This is a genomic window from Dorea sp. AM13-35 (genome assembly GCF_003473885.1).
Lineage (GTDB): Bacteria > Bacillota > Clostridia > Lachnospirales > Lachnospiraceae > Dorea_D > Dorea_D hominis.
The window spans coordinates 64,886-87,147 of record NZ_QUCZ01000012.1 but is presented as its reverse complement, the minus strand read 5'-3'; the positions used below and the strand labels follow the sequence as shown (position 1 = coordinate 87,147).

20 protein-coding genes and 1 other annotated feature are annotated in these 22,262 nt (G+C 41.3%); of the genes, 12 read left to right on the top strand and 8 right to left on the bottom strand.

What is annotated here, in order from left to right:
* Positions 1-158 precede the first annotated feature (158 nt).
* The 9 genes from DW152_RS12510 to rsmH all read left to right on the top strand — a co-directional run bounded on the left by DW152_RS12510 (position 159) and on the right by rsmH (position 8,365).
* On the top strand, positions 159-1,028 hold the full coding sequence (locus DW152_RS12510) for a C39 family peptidase (RefSeq protein ID WP_118288759.1): 870 nt from the start codon (positions 159-161) through the stop codon (positions 1,026-1,028).
* Between the two features lie 71 nt (positions 1,029-1,099).
* Positions 1,100-1,702: a bifunctional phosphoserine phosphatase/homoserine phosphotransferase ThrH gene (gene thrH, locus DW152_RS12505; RefSeq protein WP_021859882.1), complete on the top strand. Its 603-nt coding sequence runs from the start codon at positions 1,100-1,102 to the stop codon at positions 1,700-1,702.
* Positions 1,703-1,819: 117 nt separating this feature from the next.
* Positions 1,820-2,057 (top strand) — a binding site (T-box leader).
* A gap of 172 nt (positions 2,058-2,229) precedes the next feature.
* Positions 2,230-3,255, top strand: coding sequence for a bile acid:sodium symporter family protein (locus DW152_RS12500; protein ID WP_118288766.1), 1,026 nt, complete (start codon positions 2,230-2,232; stop codon positions 3,253-3,255).
* A 224-nt stretch (positions 3,256-3,479) separates the two neighbouring features.
* Positions 3,480-4,310, top strand: coding sequence for an energy-coupling factor ABC transporter permease (locus DW152_RS12495; protein ID WP_118288758.1), 831 nt, complete (start codon positions 3,480-3,482; stop codon positions 4,308-4,310).
* Positions 4,307-5,056: an ATP-dependent sacrificial sulfur transferase LarE gene (gene larE, locus DW152_RS12490; protein ID WP_118288757.1), complete on the top strand. Its 750-nt coding sequence runs from the start codon at positions 4,307-4,309 to the stop codon at positions 5,054-5,056. Before DW152_RS12495 ends, larE begins: the two co-directional genes overlap by 4 nt.
* Positions 5,056-5,814 (top strand): nickel pincer cofactor biosynthesis protein LarB, encoded by a 759-nt coding sequence (gene larB / locus DW152_RS12485; protein ID WP_118288756.1) that lies wholly within the window; start codon positions 5,056-5,058, stop codon positions 5,812-5,814. Before larE ends, larB begins: the two co-directional genes overlap by 1 nt.
* Positions 5,811-7,031, top strand: a complete 1,221-nt coding sequence (larC, locus tag DW152_RS12480; protein ID WP_118288755.1) for a nickel pincer cofactor biosynthesis protein LarC — start codon at positions 5,811-5,813, stop codon at positions 7,029-7,031. The genes larB and larC overlap by 4 nt, the downstream gene beginning before the upstream one ends.
* A 21-nt stretch (positions 7,032-7,052) precedes the next feature.
* Positions 7,053-7,301, top strand: coding sequence for an aldo/keto reductase (locus tag DW152_RS12475; RefSeq protein WP_279209600.1), 249 nt, complete (start codon positions 7,053-7,055; stop codon positions 7,299-7,301).
* An 8-nt stretch (positions 7,302-7,309) separates the two neighbouring features.
* Positions 7,310-8,365 carry a 16S rRNA (cytosine(1402)-N(4))-methyltransferase RsmH gene (gene rsmH / locus DW152_RS12470; protein WP_118288753.1) on the top strand — a complete coding sequence of 352 codons (1,056 nt, stop codon included), beginning with the start codon at positions 7,310-7,312 and terminating at the stop codon, positions 8,363-8,365.
* 14 nt (positions 8,366-8,379) lie between these two features.
* On the opposite strand, the gene DW152_RS12465 is transcribed toward rsmH, so the two are convergent.
* Positions 8,380-8,967: an HD domain-containing protein gene (locus DW152_RS12465; protein WP_118288752.1), complete on the bottom strand. Its 588-nt coding sequence runs from the start codon at positions 8,965-8,967 to the stop codon at positions 8,380-8,382.
* A gap of 196 nt (positions 8,968-9,163) precedes the next feature.
* Between DW152_RS12465 and DW152_RS12460 the strand changes: the two genes are divergently transcribed.
* Positions 9,164-10,531 (top strand): MATE family efflux transporter, encoded by a 1,368-nt coding sequence (locus DW152_RS12460; RefSeq protein WP_118288751.1) that lies wholly within the window; start codon positions 9,164-9,166, stop codon positions 10,529-10,531.
* Positions 10,532-10,609: 78 nt separating this feature from the next.
* Here the strand turns inward: DW152_RS12460 and malQ (DW152_RS12455) are convergent, their stop codons facing one another.
* Together malQ (DW152_RS12455) and DW152_RS12450 are read right to left on the bottom strand one after the other, a co-directional pair.
* Positions 10,610-12,112 (bottom strand): 4-alpha-glucanotransferase, encoded by a 1,503-nt coding sequence (gene malQ / locus DW152_RS12455; RefSeq protein WP_118288750.1) that lies wholly within the window; start codon positions 12,110-12,112, stop codon positions 10,610-10,612.
* A gap of 12 nt (positions 12,113-12,124) precedes the next feature.
* Complete coding sequence (locus tag DW152_RS12450; RefSeq protein ID WP_199663852.1) at positions 12,125-14,377, bottom strand: glycogen/starch/alpha-glucan phosphorylase; 2,253 nt, start codon at positions 14,375-14,377, stop codon at positions 12,125-12,127.
* Positions 14,378-14,560: 183 nt separating this feature from the next.
* Between DW152_RS12450 and DW152_RS12445 the strand changes: the two genes are divergently transcribed.
* Entirely contained in the window at positions 14,561-15,436 is an 876-nt protein-coding gene (locus tag DW152_RS12445) for an AraC family transcriptional regulator (RefSeq protein WP_021859894.1), read from the top strand.
* A 335-nt stretch (positions 15,437-15,771) separates the two neighbouring features.
* Positions 15,772-16,485: a TraX family protein gene (locus tag DW152_RS12440; RefSeq protein ID WP_117538208.1), complete on the top strand. Its 714-nt coding sequence runs from the start codon at positions 15,772-15,774 to the stop codon at positions 16,483-16,485.
* A 45-nt stretch (positions 16,486-16,530) separates the two neighbouring features.
* Here DW152_RS12440 and malQ (DW152_RS12435) read toward each other — a convergent pair whose 3' ends face one another.
* The 5 genes from malQ (DW152_RS12435) to DW152_RS12415 form a co-directional block, all read right to left on the bottom strand.
* Positions 16,531-18,021: a 4-alpha-glucanotransferase gene (malQ, locus tag DW152_RS12435; RefSeq protein WP_021859897.1), complete on the bottom strand. Its 1,491-nt coding sequence runs from the start codon at positions 18,019-18,021 to the stop codon at positions 16,531-16,533.
* 17 nt (positions 18,022-18,038) lie between these two features.
* On the bottom strand, positions 18,039-19,046 hold the full coding sequence (locus tag DW152_RS12430; RefSeq protein ID WP_021859898.1) for a LacI family DNA-binding transcriptional regulator: 1,008 nt from the start codon (positions 19,044-19,046) through the stop codon (positions 18,039-18,041).
* Positions 19,047-19,099: 53 nt separating this feature from the next.
* Positions 19,100-19,933, bottom strand: a complete 834-nt coding sequence (locus DW152_RS12425) for a carbohydrate ABC transporter permease (protein ID WP_021859899.1) — start codon at positions 19,931-19,933, stop codon at positions 19,100-19,102.
* On the bottom strand, positions 19,933-20,775 hold the full coding sequence (locus DW152_RS12420) for a carbohydrate ABC transporter permease (protein ID WP_021859900.1): 843 nt from the start codon (positions 20,773-20,775) through the stop codon (positions 19,933-19,935). The genes DW152_RS12425 and DW152_RS12420 overlap by 1 nt, the downstream gene beginning before the upstream one ends.
* 70 nt (positions 20,776-20,845) lie before the next feature.
* Positions 20,846-22,174, bottom strand: coding sequence for an ABC transporter substrate-binding protein (locus tag DW152_RS12415; protein WP_117538209.1), 1,329 nt, complete (start codon positions 22,172-22,174; stop codon positions 20,846-20,848).
* Positions 22,175-22,262: the final 88 nt, after the last annotated feature.

Sequence of the window (22,262 nt, the reverse complement as noted above, 5' to 3'; positions counted from 1 at the left end):
GAGTATTGGATGTGTATGTGGTTAGGATAACTGTATTTTGAGAACATGTCAAATTTTTCTTCTTTAAGAATTGTTAAGAAAATTATAAGATGACTCACCTTGTAATTATTTTGTAACATATTGTATAATGTCTCTCAGATAAGGAGAGTCATATACAGATGAAAGAAATCAAAAAACAGAAAAATAAAAAACGAAAACAGATTCTCAGAAGAAGGATTTACATGATGACTGCAGGACTTTTTGTGCTGCTTGCAGTCGCGTTTGCCAGAGGACATCACTCGGCGGGAAAGGAAGATGATCTGTCGTCGAAGACGAAGGAAGTAATACAGGATAAGACACAGGAAGAGATGTACACAAGCCGTCTCGAACGGGTGAGAGCAATGGCAAAGAACCAGGGCTATCCGAAAGGTGTCATTGAGCTGCTGGACAAGAACGAAGATACGATTGACTTCGTGGAGGACTATGGAGAGAAGAAAGATCAGGCAGCAGCAAAAAATATTGGCGTGAAGATACAAAAGGGCACGATACCGGAGCTGATCCAGTGGGATGAACGCTGGGGATATACAAAGTATGGAACCAGCATTGTTGCGGTCAGCGGCTGCGGACCGACCTGTATGTCCATGGTTGTGTCAGGGCTTACCGGTAATACGAAGATCACGCCGGCACGAACAGCAGCATACAGCGTACGTCACAATCTGATCGATGAAGAAAATAACACGTACTGGGAATTTATGGAGAAAGCAGCAAAGCATTGGGGACTGAACTGCTATGCAGGAATGTTGAATAAGAAGCAGTTGAAAGCAGAGCTTGGCAAAGGACATCCGGTTATTTGCAGTGTAGGACCGGGAGATTTTACAAAGAATGGACATTTTATTGTGCTGTCAGGATGGAAGGACGGAAAGATTCAGGTAAATGATCCGTTCAGCCGTCAGAACAGTCAGAAACTGTGGACTTACAGCAGAATAAAGAAACAGGCAAAGTCTATGTGGGTATATAGTTATTCTAAAAAACAAGTGCAAGAGCGGTAAAAGTGTGTTACTATGAATGTACTATATTAAAGTAGTAACGTAAAAGAGAACGGCAGCAGGAGGAAGAAGCGATGTATATTACTTGTTTAGATGTAGAAGGTGTATTAGTACCAGAGATATGGGTAGCATTTGCTGAAGAAAGCGGAATCCCGGAATTAAAGAGAACAACCAGAGACGAACCGGATTATGATAAATTGATGAACTGGCGTCTGAGTATTTTAAAGGAGCATGGACTTGGACTGAAGGAAATTCAGGAGACAATTTCCAGAATTAATCCACTTCCGGGTGCAAGAGAATTTCTGGATAAATTAAGAAGCTTTACACAGGTTATACTGATCAGTGATACATTTACAGAATTTGCGGCTCCACTTATGGAGAAACTGGGGTATCCGACCTTGTTCTGCAACAGTCTTGAAGTAGCAGAAGATGGTGAGATTACCGGATTTAAGATGCGTATTGAGCAGTCTAAGTTGAGCACAGTAAAAGCATTGCAGTCTATCGGTTTTGATACGATCGCCAGCGGGGATTCTTATAATGACCTTGGCATGATTAAGGCAAGTAAAGCTGGCTTTTTATTCCGGAGCACAGAGCAAATCAAAACAGACAATCCACAGATTCCGGCATATGAGACATATGATGAGCTGATGCAGGCAATTAAAGATACAATGGTATAGCAAGATATTAAAATAACAGACATAATAAAATATCAAAAAAACAGAGTGCGTTCTAATTTTTGCTTGACTTTTGAAAATTCAGGTATATAATAAATAACGTAAGTACATAAAGTTCACCGAAATTCGTTGATGAGAACAAAGCCGGATTTATATTTATTTACAGAGAGCCTGTGGCTGGTGTGAACAGGCAATAAGTGAATCGGGATATCCTCTCTGAGAAGCGGGTTGAAAGAAAGATTAGTAAACCTCGCCGGTATCCCCCGTTACAGGGATGGCATATGTCAGTATGCGACAGAGTGTTGCAGAAATTTTCTGCAGAATCAGGGTGGTAACGCGGATAGAATTCGTCCCTCTTCAGATGAGAAGTCTGAGGAGGGATTTTTTATATAATCAGGAAATGTAATTTCCTGTTATATAAAAAGCTTCCGGCAGGATATGCATTGGGGCGTACAATGATGATGTCACAGGCAACCGCCGTAGGCGTTGAAAAAATCGGTGAGCAGTATGATGAAGGAGGAATAAACAATATGAAAGCATTACAAAAAGCAAGCAAATTTTTATCAGACTACACATCGATTGTTGTAATTGCAATCGCAGTTGTGACCTTTTTTGTACCGTCTATGATGGGATGGGTGAATCAGGCATTATTTACAGACATGGTGGCAAATAAATTTACCAGTCAGTCCGTGATCATCGGAATTATCATGTTCAGTATGGGATTGACGTTGACAACAGAAGACTTTAAGATCCTTGCACAGAGACCATTTGATATCTGTGTGGGTGCAATCGCACAATATTTAATTATGCCATTTCTGGCATTTGCACTGACAAAAACATTGCATCTGCCGGATGGAATTGCACTTGGACTGATTCTGGTTGGCTGCTGTCCTGGTGGTGTATCATCCAATATCATGTCTTATCTGTGTGGTGGAGATGTAGCATTTTCTGTAGGAATGACAACAGTTTCCACGTTGATTTCACCGGTTATGACACCGCTGATGGTATCTTTCCTGGCAAGTGGAACAAAAATTACGATTCACGGACTTCCGATGTTTGTATCTATTATTGAAACTGTTATCTTACCGGTTGCAGTTGGATTTTTATTAAACTATTTATATGGAAAGAAGAGAATGTTCCACGAAATCCAGCAGATGATGCCTGGTGTTGCCGTGCTTGGACTCGCCTGCGTAGTCGGTGGAGTCGTATCTTCACAGGGAGATAAGTTCTTCCAGTCAGGAGCAGTTATTTTCATAGCAGTGCTTCTTCATAACGGACTTGGTTATCTGCTTGGATATGGAGCCGGAAAGCTGGTTGGCATGAATACATCAAAGAAGAGAACGATTTCTATCGAAGTCGGAATGCAGAATGCCGGACTTGCAACGAACCTTGCAACAACAACAGCTCAGTTTGCTTCCACACCGGAATCTGCAATTATCTGTGCGGTATCTTGTACATGGCACTCCATTTCCGGAACGTTACTGGCAGGAATGTTTGCAATGTATGATAAACATAAAGAAAAAGCAGCAGATGCAGTAAAAGTTAAGACAGCATAATAGCGAGAGCAGAAATAGATTCCATGGATGCGATCAATGCGATTGAATCTTCGATGACTGCAAAACGGAGAGAAACAGTAAATATAGAAGCTGTTTCGTCTCCGTTTTTTAATTATGCATGTGTTTTTATGTAGAAAAGAAAAATTTTTTCTAGTTGAAAAAAGGATTGTTTATCTTGTACAATAAAGGTACTGTAGAATTATCTTGGGGGAGGGAAATTATTTATGCACATGTCAGATGCATTACTTTCACCGGCAGTTGGCGGTGCGATGTATGCAGTAAGTGCGGTATCAATCGCATATGCAGTACAGAAGGTTAAAAAGGATGATTTGGGAGAGAAGAATCTGCCGATGATGGCAGTTGCAGGGGCATTTACTTTCGCAGCACAGATGATTAATTTTACGATTCCGGGGACTGGTTCCAGCGGACATATCGGAGGTGGAATCCTGCTGGCGGGACTGCTTGGCGGAACTCCGGCTGTAGTGACGCTGACCGCAGTTTTACTGATCCAGTGCCTGTTCTTTGCAGATGGAGGACTTCTGGCACTAGGAGCGAATATTTTTAATATGGGAGTCATTCCCTGCCTGTTTGTATGTCTGCTTATTTTCAGACCAATCTTAAGAAAAGGCGTGACACATAAGAGAATTGTGATTGCTTCCGTTGTATCCTGTGTAGTGGGATTGCAACTGGGGGCTTTTTGTGTTGTTCTACAGACAATGGCATCAGGCGTGACAGAGTTGCCATTTCATACATTTGTACTGCTGATGCAGCCAATTCATCTGGCGATTGGCTTTGTGGAAGGCATTATTACAGCAGGTATTCTGAATTTTGTATACCAGATGCGTCCGGAGATTCTGACAGATGTATTGGGAAGATTGGAGAAACCAGCAGAGAGAATAAGATACATAGAAGAATCTGATAAGGGCAGGTCTGACAGTGTGTCTGCGAAAAAAGTGATTTTGCTATTTGCAGATGGCCAGGCGAAAGATTTATTATATAATAAGGAACTGATGGAATCGGCAGATGTAGAAGCAATAGGAGGACCAAACTCATGAATCTGACAGGATTTTTTAAAGAGAATCCTAAAATTGCACTGGGGTTTTCCGGTGGTGTAGATTCTTCATATCTGCTTTATGCTGCAGCGCAGTGTGGCGTAGATATCAAACCGTATTTTATAAAAACAGCATTTCAACCGGAATTTGAGCTGGAGGATGCAAGACGTTTTGCAAAACAGGTGGGTGTAGAGCTGACAGTGATTTCGCATGAGATCTTAAGCCATGAAGAAGTGGTAAAGAATCCGGCAAACCGTTGTTATTATTGCAAGACAGTGTTGTTCGGACTGTTGAAAGAAAGAGCAGTCTCGGATGGATATACTGTGTTGATCGATGGCACGAATGCATCTGATGATGTCGGAGACCGTCCGGGAATGAGAGCATTGAAGGAAATGCAGGTTCGTTCTCCGCTCAGAGAATGTGGACTGACAAAGATGGAAATCCGCTGCCTCTCAAAAGAAGCCGGATTGTTTACCTGGAACAAACCTGCATATGCCTGTCTCGCGACAAGAATTCAGACAGGGACAGGGATTGAAGCAGAGATGTTAAAGAAAGTTGAGCATGCAGAAGAAGAACTCTTTCAGATGGGATATACTGATTTCCGCGTGCGCGTATTTCATGGCGCAGCTCGTCTGCAGTTTCAGCCGGAAGATATGATGCATGCGATTGAGAAACGAAAAGAGATCAGAGAACGGCTGGCACCGTGGTTTGACACGGTGTTACTGGATATGAAAGGCAGGGAACCGTAGTGGAACAGAAAGAAGTACGCGCTTTGCTGGAACAGGTTTCCAGTGGGGAACTGGATATAGATGAAGCCATGTTAAAGCTTAAGGAAGCGCCGTTTGAGGATCTGGGATTTGCGAAGCCGGATTATCACCGGGCTCTCCGGCAGGGAATTGGAGAGGTGATCTATGGTGCAGGAAAGACGCCGGAGCAGATTCATGATATTGTTGCATCCATGGTACAGCAGGGACAGAAAAGTATTCTGATCACCCGCATGAGCAGCGAAGCGGCGGAGGCGGTTGAACAGGATTTTATAATAAAATATGATAAATACAGCAGAATCGGACTGGTAGGAGAGATACCGGAGCCGGATGGAATCGGTAAGGTCGTTGTGGCGGCTGCCGGAACGAGTGATCTGCCGGTGGCAGAGGAAGCTGCACAGACAGCAGAGTGTTTCGGAAATGAAGTCATACGTCTGTATGATGTAGGTGTTGCGGGACTTCATCGTCTGCTGGCACATCGGAAAGAGATTATGACAGCACGGGTGATTGTTGCAGTTGCCGGGATGGAAGGTGCACTTGCATCAGTAATCGGCGGACTTGCAGACTGTCCAGTGATCGCAGTGCCGACCAGTGTCGGCTATGGCGCAAGTTTTGGCGGCGTGTCGGCACTGCTGGCAATGTTAAATTCCTGCGCCAGCGGAGTTAGCGTTGTGAATATTGATAATGGATTTGGCGCCGGTTATCTGGCGAGCATGATCAATCATATGGAGGGGAAGAGATGAAAACATTATATTTAGACTGTGGAATGGGCGCGGCAGGTGATATGTTAAGTGCCGCACTTCTGGAGTTGCATCCGGAACCGGAACAGTTTGTAAAGCGTCTAAACCGCCTTGGGATACCGAAAGTGGAATTTCAGGCAGAACCGGCAGTGAAATGTGGCATTACAGGAACGCACATGACAGTGAAAGTAGATGGCATGGAAGAAGTAAGCACAGATCACCATGAGGAAGCACACCATTATGAGCATCATTACGGTGAACACATCCACCATCATGACCATCATAATATGCAGAGTATTACTGCAATCGTAGGAAATCTGGATATACAGGAAGAAGTAAAAAAAGACATACTTGCTGTGTATGATCTGATTGCACAGGCTGAAAGCCATGTGCACGGTCGCCCGGTAGACGAAATTCATTTTCACGAAGTCGGTTCCATGGATGCAGTTGCTGATGTGACAGCAGTCTGTCTTCTGATGCATGAACTGAAACCGGAGCGTGTAGTCGCTTCTCCGGTACACGTAGGAAGCGGACATGTCCACTGCGCACACGGAATCCTTCCGGTTCCGGCACCTGCGACAGCATGGATTCTGCAAGATATTCCAACTTACGGCGGAAAGGTGAGAGGAGAGCTGTGTACACCAACAGGAGCTGCGCTTTTAAAATATTTCGTTCAAGAATTTGGAAGCCAGCCGCCGATGCGTGTGGAAGGAATCGGTTACGGCTGTGGGCAGAAAGAATTTGAAGTAGCAAACTGTGTCCGTGCAATGTGCGGAGAAACGGCAGATAATCAGGATTATATCGTGGAACTTCGCTGTAATCTGGATGACATGACACCGGAAGCAGTTGGATTTGCAATGGAAGAGTTATTTGCAGCAGGAGCATTGGATGTATATACGACAGCAGTCGGAATGAAAAAGAACCGACCGGGAATCTTACTGACCTGTATGTGTAAGGAAAAACAGAGAGAAGAAATGATTCGGTTACTGTTTTTACATACGACAACTTTAGGAGTACGGGAATCTGTCTGCAACCGTTATACATTGAAGCGCACAATGAAGACTGAAACGACGGTATATGGCAATGTACGGATAAAAGAAGTATCCGGTTGGGGGATAAAACGTCAGAAAGCAGAGTATGAAGATCTGGCTCGGATCGCCAGAGAGCAGGAGATGCCAATCGCACAGGTGAGAGAGTGTGTGATGAAAGGAGAGGTCTGATAGGAATTAATAGAGCTTGCAGTGAAAGAATGTCTTACAAGCAGACATAAGAGAAAAGAATACATCTTGACAGATAAACTTACGATGGCATATTTTAAGAAGCAGGAAGATATCCGTCCGTTTTTTGAAAGCCAGTTAAAGGCATGCGGTGTAGATTATTTTGATTTTTATCTGATGCATGCACAGACTAAAGACATTTTTGAATATTTCAAGAAATGCAATGCATATGAGACTGCACTGGAATTAAAAGAAGAAAAAACGAAAGAATAGGAGCTATCATGGAACAGAATACAGAGAAAGTCCACAAAAGACGTGTACGATATAAAGGAAAATATCCACGGAAATATGAAGAAAAATACAAAGAATTAAATCCGGAGAAATACAAAGAAACGATTGCACATGTGATCAGCAAGGGAAATACACCTGCCGGTATGCATATATCTATCATGGTGAAAGAGATCCTGGATTTCCTTCAGATAAAGCCGGGAGAAACAGGATTTGATGCAACGCTTGGATATGGCGGGCATACAAAGGCAATGATGGAATGTCTGAAAGGCGAAGGTCATATGTATGCGACAGATGTCGATCCGGAAGAATCAGCAAAGACAAAGAAACGTCTTGCAGAACAGGGTTTCGGTGAAGATATCCTGACAGTAAAACTTCAGAACTTCTGTACGATTGATGAGATTGCAGAAGAAATAGGTGGTTTTGATTTTATCCTTGCGGATCTGGGTGTTTCATCTATGCAGATCGATAATCCGAAACGAGGATTTTCTTTCCGTGCTGACGGTCCGCTGGATCTGCGGCTGAATCAGGAGAAAGGAATCAGCGCCGCAGAGCGTTTGGATAAGATCAGCAGGGAAGAGCTTGCCGGAATGTTATATGAAAATTCTGACGAGCCATACTGTGAAGAGATTGCAAAAGCAATTACAGATGAGATTCGCAAGGGAAACCGTGTAGATACGACTACAAAACTGCGGGAGCTTATTGCAGATACACTGGATTTTCTTCCGGAGAAGGAGAAGAAAGATACGATCCGCAAGACTTGCCAGAGAGTGTTCCAGGCACTTCGTATTGATGTAAACCGTGAGTTTGAAGTACTGTATGAATTTATGGAAAAGCTTCCGGATGCGTTAAAACCGGGAGGACGTGTGGCGATTCTTACTTTCCATTCAGGAGAAGATAAGTTGGTGAAAAAGGCTTTAAAAGCCGGATATAAAGCGGGAATTTATTCCGATTACGCAAAAGATGTGATCCGCCCATCTGCGCAGGAGTGCGCACAGAACGGACGTGCAAGATCTACGAAAATGCGCTGGGCTATTAAAGCGCAGTAGTTTTAAAAGGGGAACTATTCTTTGATGTTCCCCTTTTTGATGTTTTCTTTCAGAATCTGGTCTGTAATTTCATATAACTGCTTAGAGCCATATCTGGATTTCTGTTGTCTGCCATAAACCTGTGAGGCGTATACTTCATGTTCCCGCCAGTCAGCACCGCCATTGCTGTTGTTGAGAAGAAGAGGCTGTAGGTTATCCATTACGTGGGCAAATCTGGATTCTGCGGTTCTGGCTTCTTCAAATTCGTCAAAAAGAGCAGTCAGCTCTTCTTTCTGTGCATTCGGAAGTAAGGAAAAAATTCGTTCTTTTGCGGCATCTTCTCGTGCTTTCTGTGTTTTCAGCCCTTCTGTGTCATAAGCGTAAGTATCCCCGGCATCAATTTCTACAATGTCATGGATCAGACACATGATCATGACTTTGGTAATATCAACCGGTTCGTTAGAATATTCTTTTAAAAGATATGCCATGATCGCCATATGCCAGGCATGTTCTGCATCATTTTCACGTCTGCCGTGGCCGGACAGATGTGTCTGTCTTAAAATGTTTTTCTCTTTATCAATTTCCAGAATAAAGTCAAGCTGTTGTTTTAATTTATCGTTCATGTTAATGTCCTCCTGTACATATATCGCGGGACAAAGTCCCATTTTTTGACTCATAATAGGGCTGATTTCAAAATCATACAATTACACATGAGCAGGTTCAGACGGAAGTATGATCTTGTTATCCGGATATCATATTTTACATATAGAATAGTGCGTGTTATACTAAAAAGCAAGATATAAAAAGGATTAAATATAAATGAAACGAATTGATTTTGAAAATGGAACGGTTACAGGAAATATACTGGGAGCTGCGCTTCCGATGCTGGTGGCGCAGATTTTAAATCTGTTATATAACATTGTGGATCGAATATATATTGCGCGTATTCCAGAGGTAGGAACAGCAGCGCTTGGAGGAGTGGGACTTTGTTTTCCTGTTATCGTGATCATTACAGCATTTGCAAATCTGTTTGGTGGAGGTGGTGCGCCCTTATTTTCCATAGACAGAGGAAGAAAGAAAGAGCAAGAGGCAACACGTATTATGAATACGTCGTTTTCGCTTGTATGTTCCAGTGCTTTGTTGTTAATGATGATCGGACTTTTATTTTCCCATCCGATTCTGACGCTGTTTGGAGCATCCAGAAGTGTAATGGTTTATGCACGTCCGTATCTGATGGTCTATCTGATTGGTACGATTCCATCTATGGTTGCAGTTGGCATGAATCCATTTATCAACGCACAGGGTTATTCGCTGGTTGGTATGCTTTCGGTTGCAATCGGTGCAGTTGTGAATCTGATTTTAGATCCTCTGTTTATCTTTGTATTTGGAATGGGAGTACGTGGTGCGGCGTGTGCAACTGTAATTTCACAGTGTTTGTCTGCATTGTTTGTATTTTATTTTTTGACAAGAAAAGCAGAGTTAAAGGTGCGGCTACTAAAGAAAAATGAAATAGCAGAAAATATCGGATATGCGAAAAATATTATAAGTCTTGGAATGGCAGGATTTATTATGCAACTTACAAACGGTCTGGTAACGATCTGCTGTAACAATGTACTTGCAGTGACCGGAGGCGATATTTATATTTCGGTGATGACGATTATTTCCAGCGTGCGTCAGCTTGTAGAGACGCCGATCCATGCGATGAATGAGGGGGCATCTCCAATCTTGAGTTATAACTATGGTGCAAGACGCCCGGCAAGAGTCCGCAAGGCGGGCGTTGTACTGGCAATGATGATGATTTTGTATACCGGAGTTATGTGGAGTGTGATTATTCTGGAACCAAGTGCGCTTATACGTATTTTCAGTACAGATGCAGAATTGATGCAGGATGCAATGACTGCGCTTAATCAGTATTTCGCAGCATTTATTTTTATGGATTTCCAGTATATGGGACAGACAGTATTCAAATCCCTGAACAAAAAGAAGCAGGCGATTTTCTTCTCCCTGCTTCGTAAAGTGTTTATAGTTGTGCCGCTGACATATTTTATGCCATACGTTTTACATATGGGAACTTCCGGTGTGTTCCTTGCAGAACCGGTGTCCAATGTAATCGGTGGCAGTCTGTGTTTTATTACAATGCTGTGTATGATTTTGCCGGAACTGAAACGGATGGAAGTACCTGCTTAGAATGCCTTTTTGAATCTCCGTGATGGGTGGTAACACATGAGTGCAATGATGTCTTCAATTAATTCAAGCCAACCGAAATTAGAACGATTTATTTTGTTTTTCAGGAAGACGCTCGTACAACCATGTCATACGCTTTAAGCGCTTCACTGTCTGTGCATCAAATTGATTCTTTTCCATACGCCAGGCCCAGTTTTCGCCGAGTGTGGATGGTGTATTAATTCTCGCCCTGCCATCCAGATTTAGCAGATCCTGCATCGGTGTGATGCAAAGGTTCGCGTTGCTGCTCATCGTAAGGCGGATAAAATCCCATGCCAGATCGTCTTCATCGAGACGTGATGTATGCATATATTCTTTTGCAAAATCTCGCGTTGCTTTATCTGTACTGTGATACCATCCTCTTGTCGTATCGTTGTCATGCGTGCCGGTATACACAACGCTGTTCTTTGGATAATTGTGCGGAAGATAGGCAGAACCGCCGTTTGGGTCGAATGCAAACTGTGCCACTTTCATTCCCGGAAAACCACTATCAGATAACATCTGGAGAACAGTTTCTGTCAGAAATCCAAGATCTTCTGCAATAATGTTTAATTTTCCAAGCTTTTCTTCGATTGTGCGGAAGAGTTCCATTCCAGGACCAGGCATCCATGTGCCATCTACTGCGGTTTTATTTCCATAAGGAATGGAATAATATTCATCGAATCCACGGAAATGATCAATTCGGACTACGTCATATAATTTGAAACAATGACGGATCCGCTTGATCCACCAGTCGTACCCGGTCTTTTTATGATAGTCCCAATTGTACAATGGGTTGCCCCACAGCTGTCCGGTTGCAGAAAAATCATCCGGAGGACATCCTGCTACTGCTACCGGGTTATTCGCTTCATCAAACTGGAATAACTCTGGAGATGCCCATGTATCCGCACCATCAAACGCTACATAGATTGGAATATCACCGATGATCTGAATGCCTTGTGCATTTGCATAGGCATGAAGCTTTGTCCATTGTTTATCGAATTCATATTGCTGGAATTTATAAAATGCAATCTCTTCTGCCAGTTCATTTCTTGCATTTTCAAGTGCATCCTCTTCACGGTTTTTTAGAGGAGTTTCCCATTCATTCCAGCTGATTCCATTTTTACTGTCTTTGATTGCCATGTAAAGACTGTAATCATCCAGCCAGTATGCATTTTCATTTATAAAGTGATCATATGCTTCGTCATTTTTAAAACGCGCAAATGCTTTTTTCAGCATTTTGAATCTAGAATTGTAAATTTTTTCGTAATCAATACAGTCTGCCTTGTCTCCAAAGTCATACGCTTTACATTCTTTTTTTGTCAGAAGTCCTTCTTTGATCAATGTCTTGGGATCAATAAAATATGGATTTCCTGCGTATGTGGAGAAGGACTGGTACGGGGAGTCCCCGTATCCAGTCGGTCCAAGCGGCAGGATCTGCCAATAACTCTGTCCGGCCTCTTTTAATCGATCTATAAACTTATATGCCTCTTTTGAAAAACAGCCAATCCCGTATTTGGACGGCAATGAAAATACCGGTAATAATACTCCGCTTGCTCTTTCCATGTGCTCCTCCTCTTACAGATGCCAGATGTCGTTGTTGTACTCTTCAATTGTTCGATCAGATGAGAAATATCCTGCTCTCGCAATATTTACAAGTGCTTTTTTAGCCCATGTTTTCTGATCTGTATAAGCTTTCAGTGCTTCTTCTTTCTTTTCTTTGTAGCTGTCAAAGTCAAGAAGTGTCATGAACCAGTCTTTGCTGATGATTTCATGCTGCAATCTCTCAAGGTTTTCCTTCTGCCCAACTTTCAAAATTTCATCGCTTGTGATAAAGTCAATTGCTGCTTTGATGGACGGATTCTTTTCGTAGAAGTCTTTTGCGACGTAATCTGCTTTTACGTAATGTTCGATTACGTCGTCGCTGGAAGCACCGAATACAAAAATGTTATCGTTGCCGACAAGCTCGTGGATCTCCACATTTGCGCCGTCTTCTGTTCCAAGTGTTATAGCTCCGTTCAGCATGAATTTCATATTACCGGTTCCGCTTGCCTCTTTAGATGCAAGTGAGATTTGTTCAGAAATGTCGCATGCCGGAATTAATTTTTCCGCTTTTGTTACATTGTAGTTTTCAACCATAACAACTTTCAGATATGGGCTTACTTCAGGATCAGTGTTAATGATCTCCTGCAGACAGAGAATCAGATGAATGATATCTTTTGCAATTACATAAGCCGGTGCGGCTTTTGCTCCAAAGATCGCTGTCACAGGTGCTGCAGGAATCTTTCCTGCTTTAATTTCAAGATATTTATCAATAATATATAATGCATTCAGCTGCTGACGTTTGTACTCATGGAGACGTTTGATCTGAATGTCGAAGATCGTATCTGCACTCACTTTTACGCCCTGTGTCTCTTCCAGATATTTGCACAATGCTTTTTTGTTTGCGTGTTTGATTGCAACTAATCGGTCAAGTACCTTTTCATCATCCTTAAATGCAAGCAGTTTTTCAAGTTCCGCTGCATCTTTTTTATATTCTTCTCCAATGAGTTCATCAAGAAGTGCTGTCAGAGCCGGGTTACAGTGCAGCAGCCAACGACGGAATGTAATACCATTTGTCTTATTATTAAACTTCTCCGGGTAAATCTTGTAGAAGTTATTTAATTCAGTCTCTTTCAGAATGTCTGTATGAAGAGAAGCAACACCATTTACGCTGAAACCATAATGGATATCAATATGTGCCATATGAACAGTATCATTTCTGTCGATAATAGAAACGCTTTCATCATCATATTTTCTTCTTACTTTGTCATCTAATACTTCAATGATCGGCATTAACTGTGGAACGACCTTCTTCAAATAGTATACCGGCCATTTTTCTAGTGCCTCTGCAAGAATGGTATGGTTTGTATAGGCGCATGTTTTAGAAACAACTTCGATCGCCTCGTCCATGTCTAAGCCTTTCTCTACAAGAAGACGGATTAATTCCGGAATTACCATTGTCGGGTGGGTATCATTGATCTGGATCACTGCATAATCAGCAAGATCATGAAGGTTGCACCCCTTTGCTATACATTCATCGAGAATCAGCTGTGCACCTGCACTTACCATGAAATACTGCTGATAAATGCGAAGCAGTCTTCCATTCTCATCGCTGTCATCCGGGTATAAGAAAAGTGTCAGGTTTTTCTCAATGTCTTCTTTATCAAAAGCAATTCCATCCTCCACGATCGTCTCATCTACAGAGTCGATGTCGAAGAGATGTAATTTATTTGTCTTATTGTTGTATCCTGTCACTTCGATGTCATACATTCTTGCATTTACATTAAGCCCTTTGAATGACACCGGGTAAATAACATGTGTTTTTTTCAGCCATGATTTTGATTCGATCCATGGATTCGGAGTTTCTCGCTGAAGATTGTTTTTAAACTCCTGTTTGAAAAGTCCGAGATGATAGTTCAGACCGACACCGTCTCCGGCAAGTCCGAGTGTTGCGATTGAGTCAAGGAAACAAGCTGCCAGACGTCCAAGTCCGCCATTGCCGAGTGACGGCTCTGGTTCTACTTCTTCAATCTCCGCAATGTTCTTTCCGTTTTGTGCGAGCACATCTTTTACTTCATTGAAAATACCAAGATTGATCATATTGTTAGAAAGCAGTTTTCCAATAAGAAATTCTGCGGAAATGTAGTACAGCTTCTTTTTGCTGTCTGTGCGTTCCTTTTTGCCTGCCATTTCCTGCACCATGCTAAGAAGTGCGTCATAGATTTCTTCATTGGAAGCCTGCGCAATCTCTTTTCCAAGTTTTTCCTGTAATGTTGTCTGAATGTTCATTTGAATAATCTCCTTTTAAATCGAATTCGGGTTTATGTAACATTTTTGCTGTTTTGTCATTAGTTTATAATTGTATTTTAATATGATTCCATGCCAATATCTTGCAATATACTTGTAATCTATTGTACAATACTATCATTCTAATAGATTTTTATGGACTCGTTGAAAGGACTTTGTTTTCTTATGAATATTAATGAATATCAGAACTATCACGAAACAAAAGCACATACATCCGCAGAATTTCCTTATAATACGTATCTATGCTCTATTCCGCTTGATTTTCCGGGAGTGCCGTTGCACTGGCACGATGAGATGGAACTTGTCGTTATTAAAAAAGGGCAGGGTTATGTTTCTGTGGACTTTGATAAGCATCTGGTGCACAGCGGAGATATTATTATGATATGTCCGGGCTGTCTTCATGCCATTGAGCAGGATGCTTCTTATAAAATGGAGTATGAAAATATTATTTTTAAACCGGAGTTACTCTCTTCCGGAGCAAATGATTTGTGTATGCTTCAATACATGAAGCCGCTTCTTGACGGGACTTTGCCGGTGGAACATTTTCTTACTCCTGCTCATGAAGTTTTTGAGTCTCTAAGCAATTGCATCCGACAGATTGACCTTGTCTGTGCAGACCAGACAACCGGGTGGCAGCTTGCAGTAAAAAGTGCACTGTTTTACTTTTTCTTTCTTCTGATTTCTGAAAGACAGAAAAAAACAGTTTCCATTTCTCACAATCCAAAATCCTTGGAGAAAATGAAAACTGTTTTGAAATATGTAGAAGAGCATTATACAGAAAAACTTACAATTGATGACATGGCGAAACTTACCTTTTACAGTAAATCTCATTTTATGAAGTTTTTCAAAGTTCATATGGGAACTGGATTTACCGAATATTTAAACGATTATCGTCTTGCTATGGCTGCAAGGCTTCTTAAATCATCCGATGAATCTATTCTGATGATCGCAGAAGAAAGCGGTTTCGATAATCTGTCTTATTTTAATCGTATTTTCAAAAGAAAATATGGTGTTTCCCCCGGAAGCTACAGAAAATCGTAAGTATCTGTACGCTGCTTACAGCGAAGCAGACAACAATTAACCGGAGAATCCCTGAAAGGGCTTTAGCATCCTTCAAGGTTCGAGCTATCTATGAGCAATCTATGTTGGCACGGGTTCGCCAGATAAAATTTAATAAATTTGTAGTGATTTTTTTCAATTTACCTCTTGACAAAAGTCATTATATATAAGATTGTATAAATGCATTTATTCCGCTATAATCGACAGAATATGAGCTTGTGTTGGGCAGAAAAGGTGTGGCAGCCATCGAGAGAGCACACGAGCTTCACACAGAAAATTACTAGAATATAAATAAGAAAGGTGTCTGAAAAAAATCTATGAACAATATAAAAGAAAGAATCAAGATATTCTCGGGAGCGCAGTTAAAATATATCGCTTTTTTATCAATGCTTATTGACCATACAAATAAAGCACTGATCTATCCGAATCTGGATGGCGGAGCATTGAATCGATTGAGTGATTTTTTTGATATTTTAGGAAGAATCGCTTTCCCGATATTCATCTTCCTTCTTGTGGAAGGATATTTCCACACAAGGAATAAGTGGAGATATTTAACTACACTTCTTGTATTTGGAGTAATATCAGAGGTTCCGTTTGATATGTGCACATCGGCCAGATTTGTTGAAGTCAACTGGAACAATATTATGTTCACGCTGGCACTTGTACTTGCTATGATCTGGGTGATCGACGTATTGAAAGAGAAGATGGCATCATTACCGAAGGCGTTATGGTATTTCGTATCATTTCTTATTGTAGCGGTATTGTGCTTTGTAGCAATGAATACAAGTCTGGACTATGAACATCATGCGGTGCTGATCGGTTATTTCTGTTATATTTTTCATGAGAGATGGGCACTTGGAATTCCGTTTTGTTACCTCTCTATGTTTAAAGAGCCGTGGGCTCTGCTTGGATTTGGATTGACACTTACTTATAATGGAGAGCGTGGAAAACAGAATAAGTTAGTAAATTATCTTTTCTATCCGGTGCATTTGTTGATTTTAGGAATCATAAGAATGTGTCTTGGAATTTAAAGAAAAAGAGGGCGTAAATGTGAATGCATTTACGCCCTTTCGCTTCTATATTTGAGGAAGTCTTTCGTATATTTTCATTTCTTCATATAACTGCTTTGCGAGTTCATCTGAGATGTCTTCAGGCTTGCATCGCCAGGTCCAGTTATCACTCAGCGTTGATGGGGTGTTGATCCGGGCTTCATGTCCGAGACCAAGAAGATCCTGCATCTGCATGATCGCTGTATCAGATACGCTTGCCCATGCACTGCGCATCATACCCCAGTGGTACCCTTCCTCTTTTGTCAGACGAAGATAACGGATCGCATTGGCTGTGTCTTCTTCCGGAGCGGTTTCAAACCAGCCGTTGATCGTCTCATTGTCGTGAGTACCGGTATATACGATACAGTTTCTTGTATAACAGTGAGGCAGATAGCCATAACCGGTGTCACGGGTGTCGAAAGCAAACTCTAACACTTTCATTCCAGGGAATCCGGTTTCTTTCAGTAACTGATGCACGGAGTCTGTTAAAAAACCAAGATCCTCGGCAATGATTGGAAGATCCCCAAGTTTTTCTTTTACAGTCTGGAAGAAGTCAATTCCCGGACCTTTTCTCCAAACTCCGTTTTTCGCAGTTTTATCTCCGTAAGGAATTGCAAAGTAGGAATCAAATCCACGGAAATGATCAATTCGCAACACATCATAGATTTTCATTTGATGTGCAATTCTTGTTATCCACCAGGAAAACTCATTTTCTTTCATATAATCCCAATTAAATAGTGGATTTCCCCAGAGCTGTCCATCTTCCGAAAATCCATCTGGAGGACATCCGGAGATTTCTGTTGGACGTAACTCTTCATTTAATTGGAACTGTTCCGGGTGTGCCCATACATCGGCACTGTCTTCGGAAACATAAATTGGAAGATCGCCGATAATCTGAATGTGATGTTGACTGGCATAAGCTTTTAACTTGTTCCATTGGTGGAAGAAGAGAAACTGGATTGTTTTCCAGAATAAAATGTCTTCTGCAAGAGTTGTTTTTAATTCCTCTAATTTATTCGTGTCACGAAGTCTTACCGGTTCTGGCCATTGGGACCATGCGGTTCCACCGAAATGATTCTTAACAGCCATATATAAGGCATAATCATCTAACCAGTAAGCTTCTGTCTGAAAAAATGCAGACAGACTGTCAGCCATGTTCGTAGAAACGTTTCCGACAGATTTTTTTAGAACAACAAAACGCTGTTCATATTGTAGCTTATAATCTATTTTTTCAGGTTCGTCTCCCCAGGAGAAATTTTCAAAGTCAGCGCGTTGCAGTAATCCTTCCAAAACAAGATCATTAAGATCGATCATATAAGGATTGCCTGCAAAGGTAGAAGATGATTGATAGGGAGAATCTCCATATCCGGTTGGGCAAATAGGAAGAATCTGCCAGTATGTCTGACCAGATTTCTCAAGAAACTGGATGAAATCACGTGCGGTCTGACCTAAGGTTCCTATTCCATATGGGGAAGGAAGAGAAGTAATGGGCATTAAAATACCTGCAGCTCTCACCATAAACCCTCCTTTCCGTTCTAATTTATTTTTTTTACACTTTCTGATTTGATCAGTTCATAAGGAATGACCTTGTGAACTGCTTTATAAGGATAATGGATCCGCTGTAACATCAAATCAACGCCTTGCTTGGCCATCTGAGCGGTATCCTGACGGACGGTTGTAAGTCTTGGGACAAAAAAACGGGAGAGGTCAATGCCATCATATCCCACAAGAGAAATATCTTCCGGAATTCTTTTGCCAAGATCGAAACTGGCCCGCATTGCACCAAATGCAATGATATCACCAAAAGCAAAGATTGCAGTCAATGACGAGTTTCGCTTTAACAGTCGGAGAGCAGCTTCATAACTTTCTTCGACAGAATAATGGCAAGGTTCATATTGCAGATCCTGCTGGAAATCAAGATGGTGCTTTTTGAATCCGGCAATACAGCCTGTCAGACGTTTATAGCTGACTTGTGTGTCGGAAAGATTACCACCAAGGATTCCAATATGTGTATGGCCCTGATCTACCAGATAGTCGATTACTGCCTCAGAAGCTGCAGCATCGTCTGTTGTCAGAGAGGATAAATTCGTAAATTTCAGATCCTTTCCGCTGTTTGTCAGCAGAACACATGGGACAGGGATGTATTTGAAATCTTTTTCAAAATATTCCAGATCTCCACCGAGAAAAAATATTCCTTTTGGATTTTTTTCCCGGCAAAGACTCATAGCATAACTGACTTCATTCGCATCTTCATCCAGATAGCTGACAACTGCCTCTTCATCATTTGCCAAAAGGCGTTGCTGGATCTGTTCAAGAATTGCGTTAAACAGAATATTCTGATTTCCTTTAATAATAATGGCGATAGAAGAAACAGCTCTCATTTTCAAGTGCTTTGCATTGGAATTGGGCTGGAAATTTGTCTCTTCGATAACCTCCATGATCCGTTGCCGTGCTTTGTCACTGACATCCGGATGATTATTTATAACCCGTGATACAGTACCGATACCATATCCGGATAACCTTGCAATGTCCTTAATCGTCATAATTAAAAATCCTTTCTGTTAACAGCAGTTAAAAAATATGTACGGAGTATATTTTATCCCTTTACAGCACCTGCCGCAACTCCTTTGATGATATATTTCTGACAGCTTAAGTAGAATACGATAACAGGGATGATCGCCATGATCAGGCAAGCCATAATTGCTCCCATATCTACACGTCCATAACTTCCTTTCATATACTGTACAACGATAGAAATTGTTTTAAATTTCTTGATATCCAGTACAAGGTAAGGAAGAAGGAAGTCATTCCAGATCCACATCGCTTCCAGAATACCGACAGAGATATAAGTTGGCTTCATAATAGGAAGTACGACTGAGAAAAATGTTTTGATCGGATTGCATCCATCGATCATGGCAGCTTCTTCAATTTCAATCGGAATTGATTTTACAAAACCGCAGAACATAAAGACTGCAAGTCCGGCACCAAAACCGAGATATACGATTACGATTCCCCAAGGTGTATTCAGGTGAAGAGAATCAGCTGTTCCGGAGAGGGTAAACATAACCATCTGGAATGGGATAACCATAGAAAATACACATAAAAGATAAATCAGTTTTGTCAGTTTATTCTTTACTCGTGTAATGTACCAGGCACACATAGAGCAACATACTAAAATTACAATTACAGAGAGGACGGTGATAAATAATGTCCAGCCAACTGCTTTTACAAATTCATATTTTGTAATACTTGTAACATAGTTTTCAAGACCTGCATAACTCTTTTCGTCCGGCATTGAAAATGGGGAAAGACTGATAAAAGCTTTTCTCTTAAATGAATTCATCAAAACAACAAAAATCGGTGCCACGAAAAGAATAGAGATTACAGTGAAAAAGAGAGTGGCGAAAATACCGCTTTTTTTATTTTTCATTATTGCTGAACCTCCTTATCTCTGGTTGCGCGAAGCTGAATCAAACCAATTGCTACTACAATTATGAAGAAGATCACGGCTTTTGCCTGACCGACTCCCTCAAATCCTACATGACCGTAGAACGTATCATAAATGTTCAATGCCATCATTTCTGTCTGATGCATTGGTTCACCGGATGTCAGTGAAAGGTTCTGGTCAAACAGTTTGAATGAGTTTGTGATCGTTAAGAATGTACAGATGGTGATGGAAGGCATCATCATCGGGATGGTGATCTTGAAAAGACGCTGTCTTGCGTTGGCACCGTCGATCATCGCTGCTTCATTCAAGGAACCTGGGATTGCCTGAAGACCTGCGATATAGACGATCATCATATAACCAATCTGCTGCCAGCAGATCAGAATGACCAGACCCCAGAAACCAAATTTTGCATTCAGTTTCAGTGCAAGATCAAACTTTCCAAGAATACCGTCAAAAATCAGCTGCCATACGTAACCAAGTACGATACCACCGATCAGGTTCGGCATAAAAAATACGGTACGGAAAATATTCGTTCCTTTGATCTTCTGGGTAAGTGCAAGTGCAACCGCAAATGCCAGCACGTTGATCAATACTAAAGTAACAATTGCAAAAACAGTTGTGAAAGAGAAGGCATGTGTAAATGTCTTATCAGAAATAGCTTTTGCATAATTTTCAAGTCCTACAAAAGAGGCATCTTTGATGGTCGTGAAATCACAAAAGGAAAGATAGATACCTTCCAGAAATGGAACGACAAATCCGATCATGAAAGCTGCCATGGTAGGAAGTATAAAAACTGGCCAATAACGTTTAATAGATTTTTCCATATTATCCCTCTTTGTATGAAAACAGGGGAGCAGTGTGCTCCCCTGCAATAATAAGTTGTTTTGTTATAAATTACTTGCTTGCTTTTGCTTCTTTTGCCCATCCATCTACGAATGCAGATTTAACTTTTGCCCAGTTCGCATCTGTCTGTTTTGATGCGTAAGTTGTAAGTGCAGAACCAAGATCGTTCTTCCACTGTTCAGAAGGCATTGTAGAGAAGTTCCAAGAAACAGGAGTCTTTCCTTCTTTTACATAATCATTAGCAACGTTAACAAGTGGATTCTCTGATTTAAGGTTCCCTTTGAATGGAATTACAAATCCCATACCGTCAGCACCAGAAGGCATAGCGTTTGCAGCTCCGCACATTGCCTTTGTACCTGTCTTAGAAGTTACACACCAGTTCATGAAATCAAGAGTAGCCTGAATGTCATCTTTAGAAGCATTCTTGTTTACACACCAGTAGTTTTCTGTACCTGTACACAGTCCCTGATTTTCTTCGCCTTTTACACCAACATAGATTGGCAGCATTCCGAGATTCTCATCTCCAACATCAGCGATATCTGCGTATGCCCATGTACCATTCTGATAGAAGACTGCCTGCTCTGTTACGAATTCAGAAGTTGCATCATCAGCTGTTTTTGTACTTAACTGTTTCGGGCTGCATGTTGCGTTGTTGATATACAGATTCCAGATGTTGCGGTAGTTATCAAGGTAAGTTCCTTTGATCTTATCTGTGTTGTCAATTTTGTCTTTCTGGTATTCATAATAAATAGGAAGGTTTGCAAGATGTGTCTTAAATCTCCAGTCAGAAGAACCATCCATACCAGCAGATGTAAATGCGGAGAATCCTAATTTATCTTTTCTGCTTGTAATATCTTCAACAACTTTTTTCAGATCATCAAATCCTTTGATATCATCCTGTGAATATCCGGCTTTTTTTAGTAATTTCTTGTTATAGATGATTCCGTAAGATTCAATTGCATATCCGATACCATATACTGCATCGTTTTCTTTTAATGCGAAATCATCAGAAGTAAGCTGCTTGTAAACATCAGAACCGGAAAGGTCATAACAATATTTTTTCCATGAAGCAAGACCAACCGGTCCGTTTACCTGAAATAATGTAGGGGCTTTTGATTTACCCATCTCACTCTTCAATGTAGTTTCATACTGGTTGGAAGCTGCGGTAACAACTTCTACTTTTACTCCAGTCTCATCTGTGTACTCTTTGGCAAGCTCCTGCCACTGATCATCTGCTTCTGGTTTGAAGTTCAGATAGTATACAGATCCTTTCGCATCAGTTTTTGATTCTTTCTTGCTGTCAGAACTGCCACATCCAGTTACCATAGATGCTGTCATTATAACTGCAAGTCCGGCTGCCATCAAACGTTTCTTGTTCATAATATGGTCCTCCTTAAATAAAATAATAATTTGTAAAATGGGTGTTTTTGTGAAAAGCCCAATAGTTCGGAACTGTTTCCGAAAACGT